The organism is Bacillus sp. ISL-47 (assembly GCF_018613175.1).
Lineage (GTDB): Bacteria > Bacillota > Bacilli > Bacillales > Cytobacillaceae > Cytobacillus.
Genome location: NZ_JAGGQS010000011.1, coordinates 65,548 through 86,590 on the forward strand (window position 1 = coordinate 65,548; position 21,043 = coordinate 86,590).

The 21,043-nt window shown below is 40.6% G+C and carries 15 protein-coding genes and 1 riboswitch; of the genes, 12 read left to right on the forward strand and 3 right to left on the reverse strand.

Annotation, left to right across the window (positions count from 1 at the left end; all coding sequences use genetic code 11):
• Positions 1–153: 153 nt before the first annotated feature.
• The 9 genes from J7I93_RS05015 (at position 154) to J7I93_RS05055 (ending at position 14,656) form a co-directional block, all read left to right on the forward strand.
• Positions 154–4,197: a S8 family serine peptidase gene (locus J7I93_RS05015; protein ID WP_214723922.1), complete on the forward strand. Its 4,044-nt coding sequence runs from the start codon at positions 154–156 to the stop codon at positions 4,195–4,197.
• Between the two features lie 537 nt (positions 4,198–4,734).
• Complete coding sequence (locus tag J7I93_RS05020) at positions 4,735–6,300, forward strand: spore germination protein (protein WP_214723924.1); 1,566 nt, start codon at positions 4,735–4,737, stop codon at positions 6,298–6,300.
• A 12-nt stretch (positions 6,301–6,312) separates the two neighbouring features.
• On the forward strand, positions 6,313–7,410 hold the full coding sequence (locus tag J7I93_RS05025) for a GerAB/ArcD/ProY family transporter (RefSeq protein ID WP_214723926.1): 1,098 nt from the start codon (positions 6,313–6,315) through the stop codon (positions 7,408–7,410).
• Positions 7,397–8,566, forward strand: coding sequence for a Ger(x)C family spore germination protein (locus tag J7I93_RS05030; protein WP_214723928.1), 1,170 nt, complete (start codon positions 7,397–7,399; stop codon positions 8,564–8,566). Before J7I93_RS05025 ends, J7I93_RS05030 begins: the two co-directional genes overlap by 14 nt.
• 394 nt (positions 8,567–8,960) lie before the next feature.
• Positions 8,961–9,806 (forward strand): DUF72 domain-containing protein, encoded by an 846-nt coding sequence (locus J7I93_RS05035; RefSeq protein ID WP_214723930.1) that lies wholly within the window; start codon positions 8,961–8,963, stop codon positions 9,804–9,806.
• A gap of 129 nt (positions 9,807–9,935) precedes the next feature.
• Entirely contained in the window at positions 9,936–10,238 is a 303-nt protein-coding gene (locus J7I93_RS05040) for a YunC family protein (protein WP_214723931.1), read from the forward strand.
• Between the two features lie 166 nt (positions 10,239–10,404).
• On the forward strand, positions 10,405–11,499 hold the full coding sequence (locus J7I93_RS05045; protein ID WP_214723933.1) for an HD-GYP domain-containing protein: 1,095 nt from the start codon (positions 10,405–10,407) through the stop codon (positions 11,497–11,499).
• A gap of 62 nt (positions 11,500–11,561) precedes the next feature.
• On the forward strand, positions 11,562–12,308 hold the full coding sequence (yunB, locus tag J7I93_RS05050) for a sporulation protein YunB (RefSeq protein ID WP_214723935.1): 747 nt from the start codon (positions 11,562–11,564) through the stop codon (positions 12,306–12,308).
• A 67-nt stretch (positions 12,309–12,375) separates the two neighbouring features.
• A riboswitch (Lysine riboswitch) is annotated at positions 12,376–12,582 on the forward strand.
• A 493-nt stretch (positions 12,583–13,075) separates the two neighbouring features.
• Positions 13,076–14,656, forward strand: a complete 1,581-nt coding sequence (locus J7I93_RS05055; protein ID WP_214723937.1) for a Na+/H+ antiporter NhaC family protein — start codon at positions 13,076–13,078, stop codon at positions 14,654–14,656.
• A gap of 130 nt (positions 14,657–14,786) precedes the next feature.
• On the opposite strand, the gene J7I93_RS05060 is transcribed toward J7I93_RS05055, so the two are convergent.
• Complete coding sequence (locus J7I93_RS05060; protein ID WP_214723939.1) at positions 14,787–15,665, reverse strand: YsnF/AvaK domain-containing protein; 879 nt, start codon at positions 15,663–15,665, stop codon at positions 14,787–14,789.
• A gap of 524 nt (positions 15,666–16,189) precedes the next feature.
• On the opposite strand from J7I93_RS05060, the gene J7I93_RS05065 reads away from it, so the two are divergent.
• Positions 16,190–17,701, forward strand: coding sequence for a sodium-dependent transporter (locus J7I93_RS05065; RefSeq protein ID WP_214723941.1), 1,512 nt, complete (start codon positions 16,190–16,192; stop codon positions 17,699–17,701).
• Positions 17,701–17,808, forward strand: coding sequence for a methionine/alanine import family NSS transporter small subunit (locus J7I93_RS05070; RefSeq protein WP_214723943.1), 108 nt, complete (start codon positions 17,701–17,703; stop codon positions 17,806–17,808). Before J7I93_RS05065 ends, J7I93_RS05070 begins: the two co-directional genes overlap by 1 nt.
• Positions 17,809–17,861: 53 nt before the next feature.
• Here the strand turns inward: J7I93_RS05070 and J7I93_RS05075 are convergent, their stop codons facing one another.
• Entirely contained in the window at positions 17,862–18,803 is a 942-nt protein-coding gene (locus J7I93_RS05075) for a M23 family metallopeptidase (protein ID WP_214987665.1), read from the reverse strand.
• A 390-nt stretch (positions 18,804–19,193) separates the two neighbouring features.
• Here J7I93_RS05075 and lipA point away from each other — a divergent pair, with 390 nt between their 5' ends.
• Positions 19,194–20,168 carry a lipoyl synthase gene (gene lipA, locus J7I93_RS05080; protein ID WP_353050256.1) on the forward strand — a complete coding sequence of 325 codons (975 nt, stop codon included), beginning with the start codon at positions 19,194–19,196 and terminating at the stop codon, positions 20,166–20,168.
• Positions 20,169–20,230: 62 nt separating this feature from the next.
• On the opposite strand, the gene J7I93_RS05085 is transcribed toward lipA, so the two are convergent.
• Positions 20,231–20,917 carry a YhcN/YlaJ family sporulation lipoprotein gene (locus J7I93_RS05085; protein WP_214723949.1) on the reverse strand — a complete coding sequence of 229 codons (687 nt, stop codon included), beginning with the start codon at positions 20,915–20,917 and terminating at the stop codon, positions 20,231–20,233.
• Between the last annotated feature and the right edge of the window lie 126 nt (positions 20,918–21,043).

Genomic DNA, 21,043 nt, shown 5'->3' on the forward strand with positions numbered 1-21,043 from the left:
AACCCCCTGTTCTATCATCGGTATCCGCCAAAAGTCACACAAAAAAACCCCAATAGCTACTGATAAAATTAGAGATTACAATAGTGAATGTAAAATTCTTAATTTTACGAAAATAAACAACTCACAAATTAATCTAATGAAAGCGGGGGTCTTATGGAATTTCATTCACTATTTAAAAAAACAGCAGTATTGGCTTTATCAGCTAGCTTGCTAATGTCGCCGGTCCATTCGGTATTATCAACTGATGCAGCAGCGGCGGAGTATAAGGCGGAGGATATTTTAGCATCTTTAACTGCAGAACAGCGACAAGCATTGCATCAATTGCAATTAAACAATCGTACAGGTCTTCAAGGTTTTACTGAAGAGGATCTAAAATCAAGAGATGAAATATCCGTCATTGTTCAGTTCAAATCAAAGCCTAGTAAAGTGTCCGTTTTAGAAGCAGCTGCAAAAGGCAAAGCATTAAAAAAGGAAGAAGCAGAAGCACAAGTTGAAAAAGAACATAAAAAGTTTAAAGAAGACATCAAAAAATATTTGCCTCAAGAGAACTCCAAAACAAAAAGCCTTTCTAATTCCATCACCCAGACGTACAAAAGAGCATATAACGGTGTAGCGATGAAGCTGCCGGCGGACCAAGTTAGACACCTTTTGGAATCCGATGTCGTACAAGCTGTTTTCAAAAGCCAGACGTTTACTGTGGATCCTATTCAAACAGAGCTTCCATCAGATGTTGAGAGAGAAGTTACTACTTCTGTTGAAAGTATTCCTTATTTGAAGATAGACAAGCTGCATAAGGAAGGCATTACTGGAGAAGGTGTAAAAGTAGCAGTTCTTGATACTGGAATCGATTATAATCACCCTGATTTAAAGGATGCATATTTGGAAGCGACCTATGAAGATTGGAAGAAATCAAATAATCCCGAGTTTTCTCCATATGGAAGCGCATATTACACATCCCATGGCACTCATGTTTCCGGAACAATCACAGGTCAAAATAAAAATGATAGTGAAGTGTCCGTAGTGGGTGTAGCACCGGACGCAGATCTTTATGTATATCGTGTTTTAGGGCCTTATGGTACTGGTACATCTGAAGGGGTTATTGCAGGGATTGAAAAAGCTGTGGAAGATGGAATGGATGTTATGAACCTTTCATTAGGGGCAACCGTTAACGATCCGTATTATCCAACAAGTACAGCAATTAACTATGCGGTATTAAATGGTGTGACAGCAGTTGTTTCTGCCGGAAACTCTGGTCCCGGTGCTCATACAGTAGGCTCTCCTGGTACAGCGGCATTGGCACTTACAGTTGGAGCAAGTGATGTTCCTGTTGAGTTAACTGCGTTTACAGGCAGCATTACAGGAAACTGGTCTACCGAGCTCATCAGCATGGGAAGAAGCTTTGCGGATGAATTCTCATCATTAAATGGGAAATCTCTTGAAATTGTTGATGTCGGTTTAGGGGCTCAGGAAGATTATACAGGCAAGGATGTTGAAGGGAAGATTGCGTTTGTTCAACGAGGGAATTTTGCCCTTAATGAAAAAATCAAATTTGCAAAAGAACATGGTGCGAAAGCAGTTATTTTATATAACAATACAGATGGGCAGCTAGGTATTAATCTAGGGGAATCACCTCAATTTGTTCCGGCGTTCTCGATGACAAAAGCGGCAGGTGAGCAATTAAAAGAGAAAATTGTGCAAGGAAACACAACCTTTACGTTCTCGAATATGAAAGAACTGAAATCTGAAGGAGATAAACTGGCAGATTTCAGTTCAAGAGGGCCTGTAAATAATAACTATGATATCAAACCAGAAGTGGTTGCGCCTGGAGTGAGCGTTCTATCTACTTTCCCTTCATATATGATTGACCCTGAAAATCAGGAAGATTATAAATATGCGTATGCGCGACTTTCAGGAACATCTATGGCTGCACCGCATACAGCAGGGATTGCAGCATTATTATTAGAGGAAAATCCTGACCTTGATCCAGATGATATTAAAACAATTCTGATGAATACAGCGGATCCAATGAATGGCGAATATAGCTTGTATGAGGTTGGGGCTGGCCGAGTAGACCCTTATCAAGCCATCCATGGTGAAATGAAAATGCAAGTGACCGATGAAACGCTTATACCTAATGGCGAAGATTATATGAGGATTTCAAATCCATCGGGTGATATCAGTTTTGGTATTCATTTTGGTGCGGAAGGCAGCAATGTTCATGTGAAAGAAAATAATTTAAGCTTCACAAATAACAGCGACATCACGAAAGAATATGCTGTTTCTGTAGAAGAGAATCCAGCTGAAGGCACAAACAGTTTAAGTGAAAATGGCATAACCGTTAAAACAAACAATAAGATTAAAGTCAAGGCTGGCAAAGAAGTAAAAAGCAAAGTATCTTTAAAGTCGCCGAAGTCTGCAAAAGCCGGTCTATACGAAGGATTCCTAGTACTGACAAATAAAGCGGATGCCTCTGATGTTTATCGAATTCCATTTAATTATAGAGTGACAAAGGATGGGCTAGGTCATTTAGATCTTTTAACACCGTCCATTACACCACCGTACTTAAATCAAGGAAGAACGCATATTGACAACCGCTTAGGTGCTTTAGTTACCTTTAGCTTAAGTTCTCCAGGCGAAAAAATGGATGTCGTTCTGCAAGATGGTAAAACAGGAGAAGATTTAGGGTTAATTGGGACCCTGGATTTAACGAATCGTCCACTGGACACAACACTATTCTTATTTGCTTTTAGAGGAATGTATTATCCATTTACAGGGGACTCCAAACAGCCGATTGCAAAAGAAGTGAGTTATGCAAAGCCTGGCCACTATAAGTTAAACTTTATAACGACAAGCCAATCCGGAAAAGTGACAAAAGAGATGCGAAATCTTTTCATTGATATTGATGATCCGGCTTTTACAAGTTCATTAGATGGGCCTGCCCCGTTCATTGAATACAAACCAGGCCAGCCAACATATCCATTTGAAATTCAAATTAACGATTCACTTGTAGCAGAAATGCAAAGTGCAGGAGTGGACATCGACCAATCTTCAAATTCGGTTATTTATACGTGGGGAGAATGGGGATTCCCTTCAAATCCTGTTCCAATGGATAAGGACGGGAAATGGGTAGAGGAAATTGCAATGGAAGAGTCTATGCCAGCATTGAAATTTACAATGACTGCCCTGGATTCTGCCGGTAATTCACCGCTAACAAAGGAATATTTCTTTGTAAAGGAAGGGACTCCTGTTACGTATGCTAAGAGCGATACTACAAAAGCAAAAACGGGTGAAACGATTAAAGCACAACTATTCTTGGATAATGTGAGCGATGCGAAAGAAATCATTTGGAACATGAAAGAACAATATGGAAAAACTTTGAAATTAGTCGATGCCAAGCTTGCTGATGGAGCTACAGGTAACGGAACTGTATCAGTTAATGGAGATGAGGTAAAGGTTGTCTTTAATGATTCCAGTGTAGCCTTTAATCACACTGCTGTTGTTGATGTTACATTAAAAATTACGGATGAAACATTCCTTATAGGAACTAGAATTAATCCCACAGCTAATGTGGTTAATAGTCAAAATCAAACTAGCAAACTATTAAACGCAGGCTACGCTTTTGAAATTTCTCCGCAATATAATGCCGCATATGGCTATGTATTGCCTGACGGATTCATCAATCCTGCAAATGGTCTTCAGGATAGAAAGGATTGGACAAAGGTTGGGGCATCGCTAAAATTCAAAGAAGCTGCCGGTTTTGTTTTGGATGCTACTTCTTTAATAAAGGATCGGGCTGACTATAGGGTGGAAAAGCTTCCTTTAAGCAAAGATCCATATATTTTAGAAATCAAGGTGCCAGGCCACTTTGAAGTTCACAGCAAACAAAATATTGGGTTTGAATATAAGGGAGAACTTTATGGTATGAATCATTATGTTAATCCGATTCATATTACGGCTGGTGATGTCAATCAGGATAACGTAATTGACGTCCTAGACGCAATTGAAATCCAAAACGCTTGGAAGACAAGCAGCCGTGCAGCTGATATTAATTTCGATAATATTGTAGATGAGAAGGATATCGGCTTTGTTCAAGAGAATTACTTGCTGCAAAATGAATATGTTGAAAATCCTCCTGCTGCAAAAGAAATGCATGACGGCAAAACATTAGAAAGTATTCTGGCGGAGCTGGGAATTTAATAAATACGCGAGGGCTGGAGATGATGCATCTTCGGCCCTTTGGTGTTTAATACTTCCAGTCTGTTTGTTAACAATAGATCACCAAAACCCGTTTGCCAGTTCCAGTAAGCGGGTTTTTAATGTGTGCCAGACATGGGTGCAGTCTTTATAGGTGCAAAGTCTATAATCTTCATAAATAGATCGATATGGATAATGTAAAACGGCAATCTCGTTACATGAAAAAGTGTTCATATTCTAATTAATTTATCTTCTAGTTAGGATTTTATAGGAAATGAATGAAAAAAAAGTGTTGGGTGACAATAATAAGCAGGTGATGAGTTTATGAAAAACATAATTTCTTTCCTTCCAAAGTGGGAACATTTCATAGGTGCTTGTTTAGCTTTTATCATTCCCTATTCGATTTCCAAAGTTTCAAAATGGTTACGATCTATTAAATCTAGTTAAGGATTTAGCACCCCCCTAAAACAAAATTCCACAACTAAAGCAACTTAAAACTTATCCGTTTTAAAAAATATTTCATGTCAGCAGGTGAGGGAGATGAATCGATGGGCTTGGTTGCAAAAAAAGCAAAAACAAACGAAAAATGCTCGTCAACAGGTAAAGATACATGGAACAGATGTATTCTTTTCATCGAGTTTGGATTCTAACCTCGAGCAATTACAAAATATCTTAGGAAATAACCCTGATATCGCGATTCGCAGATTTAAAATTGACTTATATAACGCCAAAGCAGCTGTCGTTTTTATTAAAGGCCTTGCCGATAAAGAGCAAATTCATGAACAAATATTAAAGTCAATCATGTTAGAACTTCAAATGCGAGAATGCTATGTAAAAGAAGACCGGGCCACCGGCTCTCACATCAAAGAAATCATTAAAGACCATGTTGTAACGCTAACGGATGTAGAAGAAAACAACAAGATAGAAGACTGTGTGATGAAGGTTTTGAATGGAGATACGGCATTACTAATTGATAACGTCGATATATCCCTTTTACTTGGAACAAAAAAATGGCCATCGAGACAAATTGAAGAACCAATTACAGAAGCTACTGTAAGGGGGGCAAGAGAAGGGTTTGTCGAAAATATTCTTGTGAATATGTCTTTAATTCGAAAGCGAATTAGAGATCCCCATTTAGTTTTAGAGAAATATACAATCGGACGAAGAAGCCAAACACCGGTTATCGTGGCATATATAAAAGATATTACAAATGACAGCATCATCCAAGAGGCCAAAAAACGATTAGAAAAAATTGATATGGACCAAATACTTGAATCAGGGATTATTGAGCAGTTCATTGAAGATGACTTTTTATCACCGTTTCCACAACTCATAACAACTGAAAGACCGGATAAAGTAGCAAGTGGATTATTAGAAGGACGTGTAGCCATTTTAGTTGATGGAACGCCTTTTGTATTGCTGCTGCCAATCACGATTACATCTATTCTTCAGGGGCCAGAAGACTATTATGAACGGTGGTTTGTTGGTACTCTCATTCGCTTCATGCGGTTTGGAGCAGCGTTTGTCTCTTTATTCGGTCCTTCATTATATGTAGCACTTGTTTCGTATCACCCAGGGTTAATTCCAACTGATTTAGTGATCTCGATTGCAGGAAGCAGGGAAGGAGTCCCCTTTCCAACCATTGTGGAAGCATTATTGATGGAAATCACAATTGAAATACTGCGGGAAGCTGGAGTCAGGCTTCCAAAACCAATTGGACAAACAGTTGGAATTGTAGGAGGGCTTGTTATTGGGGAGGCGGCTGTAACAGCGGGCTTAGTCAGCCCAATGATGGTCATTGTTGTGGCAGTCACGGCAATTTCGTCCTTTTCTTTACCGCAGTATGGGGCGGCAATCGCTATTCGTATATTACGCTTTGGAATGATGCTTTCAGCTGCTGTATTAGGGTTATTTGGAATTATTATGTTTGCGATGGCCATAACGATTCATCTTGTCAAGCTTAAAAGTTTTGGTGTTGACTATACCTCTCCATTTGTTCCATATCAATTTAAGGATTGGAAGGATGCAATACTTCGATTACCATATAGTGTTCTAAAAGAGAGACCTGAAATGTTAAAACCAAAAGACTCCACTCGGATGAAATAAAGGAAGATCATAGTGAATGGTTCAAATGAACAAATTACATCTACACAAGCAACAGTTGCTTTAACCATGACGGTCATTGGTGTTGGGATTGTAACATTACCCCGCGTGAGTGCAGAGGAAGTTCAAACGCCGGATATTTGGATCAGTATGATCATTAGTGGCGGAATCACATTTGTTGCTGCATTTTTTATAACCAAGTTATGTCTTCAATTTAAAGGAATGACGATTTTTCAATTTAGTCCTATATTGGTTGGTAAATGGGCAGGTTTCATTTTTAATCTATTTATCATTAAATATTTTATATTAGTTGGTGGATATCAGGCGCGATCAATGGCTGAAGTGCTTCGCGCTTATTTGTTAGATAAAACTCCGATAGAAGTAGTGATTATCGTATATATCGCTGTAGGGGTGTATATCGTGATTAGCGGCATTTATCCTATTGTAAAATTGCTTCAAATTTACTTTCCGGTTGTTTTGGTATTTATTTTATTTATGCTGGGGCTTAGTGTAACAAATGTTGATTTAAATAATCTTCGCCCGGTCTTAGGTGAAGGGTTTATGCCAGTTGTTAACGGGATTAAGCCCACAGCATTATCTCTTGCTGGAATTGAAAGTTTTCTTATTTTAATCGCTTATATGCAAAGATCGCAGCAAGCTATGAAAGCTGCAGCCGTAGGGTTATTTATCCCCTTATTTATGTATATTTTGATCGTAATAGCTGTTGTTGGCTCATTATCAATAGATGAGGTCAGGCTGTTAACATGGCCGACGATCGAACTGGTCAAATCAATTGAAATGAAATTTCTCCTTTTAGAAAGGTTTGAAAGCTTTTTTATCATCCTTTGGGTGATTACAACGTTTACATCCTTTATTATGAATTTTTATTTTGCTAGTTTAGGTTTGAGTCAAGTTTTTAAGAAAGCGTACAAACCTTTTGTGTATGGTCTTATACCATTCATTTATCTATGTGCGATGTATCCAGAAGATATAAATGGAGTTTTTACATTAGGTGACTATATTGGCAACTTGGCCATCATAATTACAGGAATTATCCCCGTCTTTTTTTTAATCATTGCCTTCATAAGGAGGAAACGAAATGCGAAGAATTAAAAAAAGCATCTTGATATGCTGCTGCATCTCGATTCTTTTTATGGGAGGGTGTTGGGATCGCGTTGATATTGAAGATATAGGTCTGGCTTGTGGTGTCGGAGTGGATTATCAAGAATATTCAACAAAACGCATAACTCCTGAATTTACAATTCAATTTGTTGTACCTAAAGTATTGGCTGGGGAGAATGGAGGCGGCGGGAGTCAAGCAGAGCCATTTCAAAACTTAACAATGGAGGAATCCTCTTTATTTGAAGCGGGCCGTGAAGCTTCCACGGTTACAAGTCGCAGTCCGAATTATGCCCATTTAAAAGTATTGGTAATTAGTAAGGAAGCGGCACAATCCATTAATTTGCTCCAATTATTGAATTTTTTCTTTCGCGACCATGAAATAAGACGGACAGTTCATGTATTGATCTCAGAGGAGAAAGCAAGCAAAATATTAAGCATAAAAGGAACAAAGGATCCGGTACCTGCTTTAAAGCTATTGGCTATAACAGAAAATATGGAAACAAAAACGGCAAAAATGCCCCCAAAATTATCCTTAGGAGATTTCTCGGAAAAAATGTCGGCCAGTTCAAGTTTTTTGGTTCAGAAAGTACAAAAATTTAAAGATGGAGTTCAAATCATTGGAGCAGCAGTTATCAAAGGGAATACACAGAAAATGATTGGGGAGCTTAATGAAGATGAAACCTTTGGCATTAATTGTATTACAGGTGAAGCTAAAGCTGGTGCCGTAACAGGAGTTGATAAGGAAACGGACAAAATCATTTCATATGAAATTGATCACTTAAAAAGTTCTATTAAGCCTAAGGTAAATGGAGAGGACATTTCGTATACAGTAAACATTAATACTGAAGGGCGATTATCTGAAGATTGGATTCCAAACAGTGATGCTTTTAATGAGAAGTTTATCCGGAATGCAGAAAAGCAAGTTGAAAGAGAATTTATGAGATTAATGGAAGCAGGATTAGCCAAGACCCAAAAAGAATTAAAAGTAGATGTCGCTGGATTTGGAGAGAGTTTACGAATCAATCAACCGAAAGTGTGGAAAAAAGTAAAAAAAAATTGGGAGGAACGTTTTCCTGAAGCATCAATTGATATTAACGTGAAAGTTAAGATTAGACAATTCCAGACTCAAGGCAGAAAAATGAATTAATCGGAATAATAAAAGTAGTGCAATAGCAGCAAAACGCTCAACAAGCTTATACCTTTTCCTTTTAAATCTATAAGAGATGGCACCTGCACAATATAGGGTAAAATCAGCGGAGTAACAAAATAAGAATATTTTTTAACCACAGGACGCTTTCTTCGAATTAAGGAGAAAGCGTCTTGTTTTATAAAGGGCAAGACCGTGGAATTCTTTATCATTAATACTTAGCTAATCGTTTGTTATTTTAAAGGAAGGTTAGAAAAGTGATATTTTAAATCCTATGATAAACTGATTAAAAATCTTGGAAATTTAAACGTTTTATAACTTATAATCATATAGAGTTCCAGTTTTGAAATTTCCGTTAAAAGTAAGAGTGAAGTAAAAAAACGGAGGTGTAACCATGATTATCATTGGCGTTACAGGGTGGGGCGACCATGATAGCTTATATACGGGCAATATTTCGCAGAGAGATAAATTAAAGGAGTATGCAGGCCATTTTCCGACGGTTGAGGTGGACTCTGCTTTTTATGCGGTGCAGCCAAAAAGGAACTCCTCCAAGTGGGTAAAAGAAACCCCAGCATCCTTTCAATTCATAGTAAAAGCTTATCAGGGCGTGACAGGCCATCAAAGGGGAGAAATCCCCTTTGATAGTAAAGAAGAGATGTTTGACGCTTTTAAAGACTCTTTGGAGCCATATATCGAAGCGGGAAAGCTCGCCATGGTGCTGTTTCAGTTCCCGCCCTGGTTTGACTGCAAAAAGGCAAATGTAGATTACCTGCGCTGGTGTAAAGAACAAATGGGGGATATTCCATGCGCGCTTGAATTCAGGAACCAATCCTGGTTCAGGCCTGAATTTAAGGAAAGCACCTTGCATTTTATGAAAGAGGAAGGCTGGATTCACAGCATTTGCGATGAGCCGCAAGCAGGCGAGGGCTCTGTTCCAACCGTTTTGGAAACGACCAGCCCTCATAAAGTGCTTGTTCGCTTCCATGGCCGCAACTTCCATGGGTGGCAAAAGAAAAATGGGGATAACTGGCGCGAAGTCCGCTATCTTTACCGCTACAACGAAAAGGAACTTACCGAATGGGCGGCCCATTTAAGGGAGCTTGAGAAGACCTGCCAAAACGTCTTTGTCGTATTCAACAACAACTCTGGCGGAGATGCGGCAGACAATGCAAAGCAAATGATTGATTTACTAAATATCGAATACGAACAACTCGCTCCAAGACAGCTCGATTTATTTTAAAAGGTACCAGGTACCTATACCACTTAAGCCAACTGGTATAGGTACCTGGTACTTTTCGCTTTTTAAATACACGCTTTTCCTTGTCCGCACATATTGTGTAATGGAAAAGGGAAAGGAGTGGCGGAAAAATTGATTGATTTGAAACCGATTGATATAGATGGCCATACTTTTTTAAGTGTTTCGGTGCAATTGCCGAAAACGAACTTACTAGTTGTAACCAATGATAAGGGATATATAATGTGCGGTGCGCTGGATGTCGGATTGCTTAATGAAAAGCTGAAGGACCGTAAAGTCATAGCAGGCAGGGCAGTTGGTGTTAAAACAATTGAGCAGCTGTTAAATGCACCTCTCGAGTCTGTCACTTACGAAGCCGAGGAGCTTGGCATCCATAAAGGAACGATTGGAAGGGAAGCTCTTCTGAAAATGCTGTAAAGGCATGCCTTATAAGGGCTGCCTTTTTTCCATTTCATTTTCATTATATCCCTACCACCTTTCCAACCGAACCGTGAAAATTTTGTCGCATAATGTAAATAAACCTTATATAGACCCGATATGATAAAAAAGGGTGCAATTTCAAAAATGGAAACAGGAGAAACATATGAGATTAGCTGCAACAGAAACGATTGAAGCTGGCAGTGTTTTGGCCAAGGCTATATATAATGATAAAGGGCAGGTTCTCTTGAATGAAGGGGTAGAGCTGGCAGAAAGGCTGATTAGAAGGCTGCAGGAAATGGGCATCACTTACATCTATATCAGAGATCACCGCACCGGGGATATTCAATACAAAGATCCTTTGCCGTCCCATATGCGCAAGGAGGCCATTCAAACGATTGAATCCGTTTTCCGCCAAGTGGAGGAAGACAGGAATTTAACAAGCTCCTTAGTGATTGAAAAAGCTTCTAAGCGTTTCTCTGAATTAATTCGCCAGCTGCTTGGAGAGATAAGAGGAAACAAAGAGCTGCTGACGATTCTTTCTGATGTTTATACATATGACCACTATATCTTTACTCATTCCCTTAATGTCACTCTCTATTCACTGGCAATCGGAATGGAGATGAAAATGGAGCCCAAGGAGCTGGAAACTCTGGGAATGGGGGCTATCTTGCATGATGTTGGAAAAATGAAGATTCCTGCCGATATTTTGCTGAAGCCAGGAAGATTAACGGCAGAGGAGTTCGATGAAATAAAAAAGCATCCGGAAGAGGGCTTTAATATCTTAAGAGGCGTCCAGACAATCCCGCTGATTGTTGCCCATTGTGCATTTCAGCATCACGAACGGCTTAATGGTTCGGGCTATCCGAGAGGACTGCAGGGGGAACAGATCCATGACTATGGGAAGATCATTGCAGTCGCTGATGTATTTGATGCGGTAACCTCCAATCGAATATACAGGCAGGCAATGCTTCCGCATGAGGGACTGGAAATTTTATATGCTGGAGCGGGAACCCTTTATGAGACAAAACTTATTGAAGCTTTCCGACAGGCAGTTGCGATTTATCCTGTTGGCATAACCGTTGAATTAAGTGATGGAAGAAAGGGAGTTGTCTGCAGGCAGAATGCAGGGCTCAGCGATAGGCCGGTTATTCGGATACTGGAAGAAAACGGAATAGAAGCCAATCCGTATGAAGCAGATTTACGGACTGAGCTGAATGCCGTTATCATAGGCTGTGACATTACTTTTGTAAAACAATGAACGATTTTGGATTAGTTCCCTCCTTTACAGCATACATATAGCTTGTAAAGGGGGGATTTGTTTTGGCAAAATTTCGCGGCCGGCTGCCCCGGAAAGGTCCGTTGCCGTTTCGGTATGTTTTTCTGCTGACCTTCGTCTTTTTTGTTTTTTCAACAGCTGCCGGCCTATGGATTATCAATGAAGGACTTAAACCCACACTTATGAGTTATGCCGATTCTCAAACAAGAAAAATCGCATCGTTGGTTATCAACAATGCGATCAATAAAAAAATCACAAATGTCATGGATTTGGAAGACATGTTTGAAGCAAGCGAAAGCGGTGTCGTCAGCATAAATGTTGAAAAACTGAACAGGGTAAAGGCCGAAGTGACCGAACTTGTTCAGGATAATATTAAAAAAGCGGAAAAAGGAGATCTCGATGCGTTAGAATCGTTTACAGATGTTGAGATTAATACAGAACAAAAGCAGAGTTCAAATGGCATTGTCTATTATGTGCCTCTTGGGCAGGCGACCAATAATGCGCTTCTCGGGAACCTGGGGCCAAGGATTCCCGTCAAGTTCAATGCAGTTGGTTCCGTTACGTCCAACTTCATTACCGAAACAAAGGACCACGGCATCAATAATGTTGAAGTGAAGGTTCTGGTCAGGTTGGATGTTCAGGTTCAAATCATTATCCCTTTTGCGACCAAAATCATTACCGTCCAGGAAGATGTGCTTGCAGCGTATGGCATATACCCTGGAAAGGTTCCTCAATTCTATAATGGCGGCGGAGGAACATCGCCTTCCATAGAAATTCCTGCAGGTCAATAAAGGCTTGCAAGAAGATTCACAGTTTGCTATACTTATATATACAATTGTATAAAAACCTTATCATATCCGATGGGGTAGAGGAGCAGGATTCAAGAGTAAGCTGTGTGAGGATGACAACCGTGACCGCAGCTGAAAGGGAATTTTGCCGAAGCAGAATAAATGGGTCAGCGTTTATTCCGCTGGGGTTACTTCGAATAGGAGTAACACTGTCATTATGAGGGGAAGGTATGAATATACTTTGTCAAAGCCTTCATAATGGGGAGCTACAGATCGTGATGGAGAAACTAATTACTTCAAAAGAGTAATGATAGATTTTTCTCTATCGTTACTCTTTTTTTATTTTCGCTCTGTCATCATCCATGTTGTTCCCCCTACGAAAAGCGAAAGGCGCCCGCCTGAGATGAACGCAGACTAAAATCGCCACATCCTGTGGCAACGTCTGCATGACCCGCATCCTCCCAAAAGCTGCCACTTTTGGTCGTGCGATGAATAGGCTGACGAAGCCTTCCTTATCCTGCGGGCCTCAAGCATAAGACAAGCCGGCATGAAGGTTGTTCTTTAACCTTCTTGACGGATTGAAGAAATGTTGAGGCGACTGCCCAGGGACGACAAGCATAAGACGGTCCCTGTAAGAAGGTGTTTTTTCCTTCTGGAAGGGAACGGCTTATGACCTCGAGTCCCTAGGAGCCGAAACTAGACACGCTTATGACCTCGAGCCGATGGCGCCTGTAGCTGGACACCAATCAAATTTCAGAGGAGGACAAGTAATGGCAAACACGATTTTTTCCCTGCTGCCGCCGCTGGTAGCCATCGCAATGGTAATCCTGACAAGGCGCGTACTGCTGTCTTTGGGAGTAGGGATCGTAACAGCAGCCCTTTTGCTGGCTGAATTCAGCATTACAGAAACATTTAGCATTATTTTTGATGCAGTAAAAGGAATTTTCGTTTCAGACGGAGAGCTGAACACCTGGAATGTATATATTATTTTATTCTTGCTTGTATTAGGAGTTATTACTGCATTTATATCTATTTCGGGCGGAAGCCGGGCATTTGGCGAATGGGCCATGAAGCGGGTAAAAACCCGTGCAGGTGCACAGATTGTCGGAGCTGTTTTAGGTATTATCATTTTTATTGACGACTATTTTAATGCTCTGGCAGTTGGGCAGATTTCACGTCCGATTACTGACCGCCAGCATGTATCCCGCGCGAAACTGGCATACTTGATTGATTCCACTTCAGCACCTGTTTGTGTGGTTTCGCCGGTCTCAAGCTGGGGAGCATACATCATTGCATTAATTGGCACTATCCTTGCTGCCCATAATGTAACAGAGTTTACTGCATTCTCGGCATTCATCCAGATGATTCCGATGAATCTGTATGTATGGTCTACTTTGGCTATTGTGTTTATTGTGGCATTAAGGAAAGTAGAAATTGGGCCTATGAAAGTTCATGAAAAGCGTGCAGTGGAAGAAGGATTAGTCATGGATCCTGACAAGCCTGCACCTGGTGAACTGAAAGATGATCTTCCAACAAGCTCAAAAGGTTCTGTAGGCGATCTTGTATGGCCGATTGTGGCTCTTGTCATCGGTACTGTTGGGGCAATGCTCTGGACAGGGTCCCAAGCGGTTGAAGGTAACGCAACGATCCTGCAAATCTTTGAAAACACAGATGTTTCGAAATCACTAATCCTTGGCGGGCTGATTGGCTTATTTGTCACAATGGCCTTATTCCTGCGCCAGGCCTTTGTTTTAAAAGGCATTAGCTCAAATGTCTTTGGAAAAGGGGTATGGGAAGGAATTAAATCCATGCTGCCTGCCGTTTATATCTTATTATTTGCATGGGCGATCGTTGACTTGATTGGCCGTCTGGAAACAGGAAAGTATTTAGCCGGGATCGTAGAAAGTTCAAACATGAGTACTTCCTGGCTTCCGGTTATTCTATTTATCATTGCCGGAATCATGGCATTCAGTACAGGAACTTCATGGGGATCCTTTGGCATCCTGCTTCCGATTGCAGGAGATATTGCCGCTGCAACAGACATTAATCTATTGCTGCCGGCAATGGCAGCAGTACTTGCAGGAGCAGTATTTGGAGACCATTGTTCACCTATCTCTGATACAACCATTCTTTCCTCAACAGGGGCAGGATGTAACCATATTGACCATGTGATGACGCAACTGCCATATGCTTTGATCTCGGCAGGCATCGCGTCGATCGGATACCTGATTATTGGTTTTACAGGAAGCACCATTTTCGCATTGCTGACTGTTGCAGTCCTTGTAATTGCCTTTGCACTAATAGCAGGCAATAAGAAAGATGGCATGATGCAAGAAAAGACAGCAAGCTAAACCTTTATACTGATGAATAAGGCTTTCTCTTTGTGAGAGAGCCTTTTTTTATTTAAGTACAGATCAAGCATGAATCTTATTCCCTTTTCCACATAAAAGGGGGCTCCTTATGGAGACCCCTTCAACTCTATTACCATTTATCGTTATCTTTTCTATTAACCGGACGGTCCATATCTTTTTCATCAGATACGTACTCACGGCCGCCATCTAGATGAACTTCTTCTTTTTTAAGATTCTCCGTTACCTGCTGTGTTTCCTGTACTTCACGCTTGCCGACAACTACTTCATCGGTAACAACAGGCTTTTTGGAAACTTCCACTCGTTCTTCTGTGATTGGTATGCGGATTGTTTCATCTTCCCCAATTGGTGAAGTGCTTGCTGCAGTCGGATCATCCACTTTTCTTCTTTCTACATATACTTCTTCATGCTCAACCGGCACATTGACGGTTTTTTGTTCTTCCACAACATCCTTATGAACCTCAACTTCTCCAGCTTGAACACGATCCTTTGTCACATCCATCTGTTCTTCACGAAGCTTTAATGATTGTTCTTCATCTTCAGTTAAACCGTTGCGCTGGTCATAACCATCAGTGTAAGTGCTATTCATTCTGGCTTCAGTTGTTCCTCCTGTAAAACCTGTTGCGGTATCAATTCTGTCACTATATAAGATGATTTTTCCTTCATTCACATATGTTTCGTATTTGCTGGCTTCATCATCAGACATGCCCAGCTCTCTAAATTTTTCCACTGTAGAACCTTGATTTGTGCTACCATCATCAAACCATGATGTTAAACTGTTTAAGAATCCTGCACTTTCACTGCTGTCTCTATCCTTTGTTTCGAAGGTCTCTGCATGAACACCTGTTTTATCTTCAAGAGATGAATCAAGATGTTCTGTTTGAGCGATGATGGATAAGTCCTGAACAGGGTATCCGTCATTCTGCAGTTCCTGAATGGCATCTACTACTTCTCGCTGTGAATTATAAACTCCGATAATATTGGCATCCATTATTAAAAACCTCCTATAAATAAAGTTGCGCTTTAAGCTTTAATGTTAAAGTGAAGCACATTGATTTTATTCCCGGGTCTTGACAAAGCAAACAAGTTCAATACTGGGAACTTGTCCAAAATTTTCATTATGCACTAGTAAGTGGTAACTAAAACCACAATTTGAATTTTCTGAATAATTAATGAAAGTTTTTGGGTTGCGAGAATAAAGTTTATTAAGGGAGGTGTGGACAAAATGATAAAAACCAAATAGATTAACCCTAGATAAAATAGATCCTGGTGCAGGGGTTTTAGTTGAAAATTAAAATAGAAAAATACTAATTTTGAATGAGCTTTTACTTTAGTATAGTGTTCGGTTAAAGGATTTTGAAAAATATTATTATTGCCAAAATAATGTTTTGACAGAATTTAAAAAAGTAGCTATACTAGTTTATGTTAGATAGAATTATCTGAAAATATAAAAAGTTCCCATTGTTCTTTTCAATTGGGAGAAAAGTAATTTATTTACAGGGGGTAGAAAATACTATGGATAATCGTCCACAGTGGGGTACAAGGGCAGGCTTTATTTTAGCTGCTGTAGGTTCGGCTGTCGGCTTGGGAAACATTTGGCGATTCCCGGCAGTAGCCTATGAAAATGGAGGAGGAGCGTTCTTCTTTCCTTATTTATTTGCATTATTGACAGCAGGGATTCCTTTGCTGGTCATGGAATTCACAATCGGCCATAAATATCGCGGATCTGCACCGCTGTCTTACGCCAGATTAAGCAAAAAATATGAGTGGCTTGGCTGGTGGCAGGTTGCAGTATCATTTGTCATTTCCACTTATTATGCAGTTATTATTGCTTGGGCTATGTCTTTCGCAGGTTTTTCATTCAGCCTGAAATGGGGAGATGATCCTGAAGGATTCTTATTCGGAAGCTACTTAAACCTAGCTGAAGCTCCCGGCCAGGTTGGATCCATTGTTCCAGGCGTATTTATTCCATTGATTATTGTTTGGGTCATAACACTTGGCGTTCTATTCAAAGGTGTTAAAAAAGGTATTGAAATTGCGAACAAAATCTTTATTCCTGCACTTGTTGTATTATTCTTAATTATAGTTGTTCGCGCCCTTACATTGGAAGGTGCTGCACAGGGACTTGATGCTTTCTTCAAGCCTGACTGGAGCCAAATTGCGAACCCAAAAGTTTGGGTAGCGGCATATGGACAGATCTTCTTTAGTTTATCCATTGCCTTTGCAATAATGGTAACTTACTCAAGCTACCTGCCAAAGAAAACTGATATTACAAACAACGCCTTTATAACAGGATTTGCTAACTCAGGATTTGAGTTGCTTGCTGGTATCGGAGTATTTGCTGCTCTAGGATTTATGGCAAATCAAGCTGGAGTCCCAGTCAGTGAAGTTGTATCTGCCGGTGTAGGTTTGGCATTCGTTGTCTTCCCGCAGATCATCAATGAATTCCCTGCGTTAAATGGCCTTTTCGGCTCACTATTCTTCATCTGTTTAGTGCTTGCAGGATTGTCTTCTTTAATTTCAATCGTGGAAACCTTTGTTGCTGGAGTTCAGGACAAATTCAAGGTTTCCCGTACAAAAGCGGTTTTATACGGTGGAGGATTATCTGCCGTTATCTCGATCTTGTTTGCCACTCAGGGCGGTTTATACTTCCTTGATGCAGCCGATTATTTCATCAACCAATTCGGTGTTGCGCTTGCAGGCCTGGTTGAAGTTGTGATTGTAGCTTGGGTACTAAAAGAGCTTAAGAATCTTCAAAACCATGCAGACAGCATGTCTGATATCCGCCTTGGCGGCTGGTGGAGAGTGTGCTTGGGCATCATTACTCCAGTAGTTTTAGGTTATATGATGGTTCAAAACATCATTACTAACATTAAAGACAATTATGAAGGATATCCTACTAGCTTCCTGCTATATTCCGGCTGGGGAGTAGCAATCGGAGCGATTGTCCTTGGGTTTGTCTTCATGTCCATCAAATGGCAGAAAAATACGCTCGATATGCCTGAAAAGAAGGAGGTATCTCAATAATGTCCGGTAGCGCGATTACAATGATGGTGATTGGGATGCTCATTATTTGGGGCGGCCTAGCAGCAAGCGTTATGAACGCAGTTTCAAAAGCAAAAAAGGCAAAATAATTTAAAGATTAGGACTGTCCCTGTTGAAGAGGCAGTCCTTTTTAGTTTGTATTCTAATTTTTCCTCGCTTTTATCCGATCTTGCCTTTCCCAAAGTCTTAAGTGAGGATATGGATCATAGGACCATTCAGTATAACCGTTATCCTTATATATGCCGTAATGAAGGTGGGGAGGGAATTTTCCTGAAGTACCAGGCGGGCCATAGCCTGAACTTCCAACTCCGCCGATTAGCATTCCGGGCTCAACAATTTGGCCAAGCTTTAGGTCCTTGGCAAATCCGCTTAAGTGGGCGAAGTAATGATAGTTGTTATTTATATCGCGAATGCCGATTCGCCATCCTCCATATTTATTCCAGCCCTTCATTTCAACAATGCCATAGGATGTGGCCCTGACAGGCACTCCATAATCAGCAAAAATATCGGTTCCCTCATGTATTCTTCTTCCACCCCAGCCCCTTGCGTCCCCCCAGGTATTCCTGTAACTGTAATTGCTTCTTAGAGGAACGGGAAAAGCGTGGTCATCGAGGTTAAGGCGTCCAAAGTGCTTATACACTTGTGCTTTTCCGATGATGATGCCCACCGTTTTATCGCGTTTATAATAATTCCATAATCCGATTTTTAAATTGTCATGATCTGTACCATAGGCTAGAAGGAAATTTGCAAAGGAATGAAGTACATCTTCATCGCTTTTCAGGCTTGCTTTTCCGTCCCCATCCCCATCGATTCCCATTCCATCGAAAAATTGAATAGATGTGGGATTCTCATCATTTGAATCCGGATTTAATATCCCAGCCCATTCTTCAGGCTTAAAATAAATTCCGGTAATGCCATCGGCTTTGGGAATATCCCTTCTGGACTGCCTGACATTCCGCTCGTACTGGTCAATTCCGGCAAGGTAATACCAGGGAATATTCGTGACGGCTTCCACTTTTTTATATAGCTCCATCCTTTGCTTATATTGATCAGACTGATTTTCCTGAGCGCTTACTGTACACATAGAAGTCAGAAATAACGATAAGGCCGCAGCAGCGGTTATTAATATCCGCACGGAAATCCTCCCTTCTTTTCTTGTCTGCCTATCGCGTCTAACGGGCAGCAGTTAAGCTATTGCCCGTATAGGCCCTGATTAGGAACTCAGGCTAACGGGCGCCATAAATTGTGGCAACGCCTGAGTTACCCGCATCGCGCGGGACGTAACTAACACTCCTTAAAAAACCACTGAGTGAAGCTTTACTTAATATAGTTTGTGAGTAATGGTAAATTTAATTAATATCAATTAATGGTAATACCAATATCTTCGGCTTGTCCTCTTTAATTCATTATGATAAAGTGGCATCAGGTGAAGCCTAATCAGCTTAGTCGGAATTTTTTATGACTGGCTTTTTTAATACGTCTAGCTTCGGCGCATGATAACTGCGCTTACGATTTTCTAAGGAGTGGGAAAATGAGCAAAAAAGAAGAGTACTTGCGCAAGCCCGAATGGCTGAAAATAAAATTGAATACGAACGAAAATTATAATGGCCTTAAAAAGATGATGAGAGAGAAAAATTTACATACTGTATGCGAAGAGGCCAAATGCCCAAATATCCACGAATGCTGGGCAGTAAGAAGAACGGCAACATTTATGATTCTCGGGGATGTTTGTACGCGTGCCTGCCGCTTCTGTGCGGTTAAAACTGGCCTGCCAACAGAATTGGATCTTCAGGAGCCGGAACGTGTAGCAGATTCAGTTGCGCTGATGAACCTAAAGCATGCTGTTGTAACTGCAGTGGCACGAGACGACCTAAAAGACGGCGGCGCAGCTGTTTTTGCGGAAACAGTCCGTGCAATCAGAAGAAAAAGCCCGTTCACAACGATTGAAGTATTGCCATCTGATATGGGCGGTGTTTATGAAAACCTTAAGACATTAATGGATGCCCGTCCTGATATTCTTAACCACAATATTGAAACCGTTGAACGTCTTACTCCAAGAGTTAGAGCACGTGCAAAATACAAGCGTTCTCTTGAGTTTTTAAAGCGTGCCAAAGAAATGCAGCCTGATATCCCAACAAAGTCCAGCTTAATGATTGGCCTTGGCGAAACAAAAGAGGAAATTATTGCAGTCATGGATGACCTTCGTGCCCATGACGTTGATATTATGACAATTGGCCAATATCTGCAGCCGTCCAAGAAGCATATAAAAGTTGTGAAATATTATACTCCAGAAGAGTTCCAGGAGCTCAGAGAAATTGCCATGAGCAAAGGCTTTAGCCACTGTGAAGCTGGGCCGCTTGTGCGTTCTTCTTACCATGCAGACGAGCAGGTAAATGCCGCTTCCAAACAGAAGCAGCTAATGGGGGAACAAGAAATCAAGGAAGCTTAATAAAATAAAAAAGAGTTCAGCGCCATATCGCTGGACTCTTTTTCGTTTGAAAACATGCAACTTTAACGGTTTCCTGCTTTTTGGAGGGATTCGCTTACATCATCTTTATCCATATCGTCATTTCGTTCTCCTTGCATTTCACCGTTTTCATTTTCGCTTTCGCTCATTTTTTCTCCCTGAGGGGATTTGAGCATTTGCTTGATTAATTGTTCTACGCCATGATCTGCATTACGGCCGTCTGAGTCAACAGTGGCGAAATTCTCCACGTTTTTTCTTAAAGAAGTATTATCACTCACATAAACATGATACCATCTAGGTACAACAGACATTGCCATCTTTTTAACCTGGTCTGCGGTTTGATTACGATTTTCTGAATCTGTATTGTAGACAATTAAGACTTCTTCATCTGTAACAAGGGTAGATATATCATCTACATTTGGAATTTCAGTACAATATTTACCAATTATATCAGCAACTTGTTCACGGTCAATTGCTGCATAATGGTCAGCGGAAACATTGTCCCCCATAATTGGGCTTTTTTGATGGCGAACATACCCGAAGTCTTCGCCTGCATTGTTTCGTCCATTTCTGCCGTTGCCCATATCCCGGTTATATAATTCTGCACGCTGGTCGTTGACGTTAATGGTGTTGCCGCTTTCTTCGTAAATATCTTCTCTTGCAGCATTGTTTTGGCATGCTGTCAGTGCAGCGATACCGCAAATTCCAAGAATGATTAGTGATTTTTTCACTATAAACACCTCCTCATCTATAGAATTGCCACCAGCAAATTTTTTTCTCTTAGTAATTGATGGGGAATCAGTTATAATTTAAGTAGGACATTCAGAATCAGTTTTCATATATCGTTACTTTTCAAT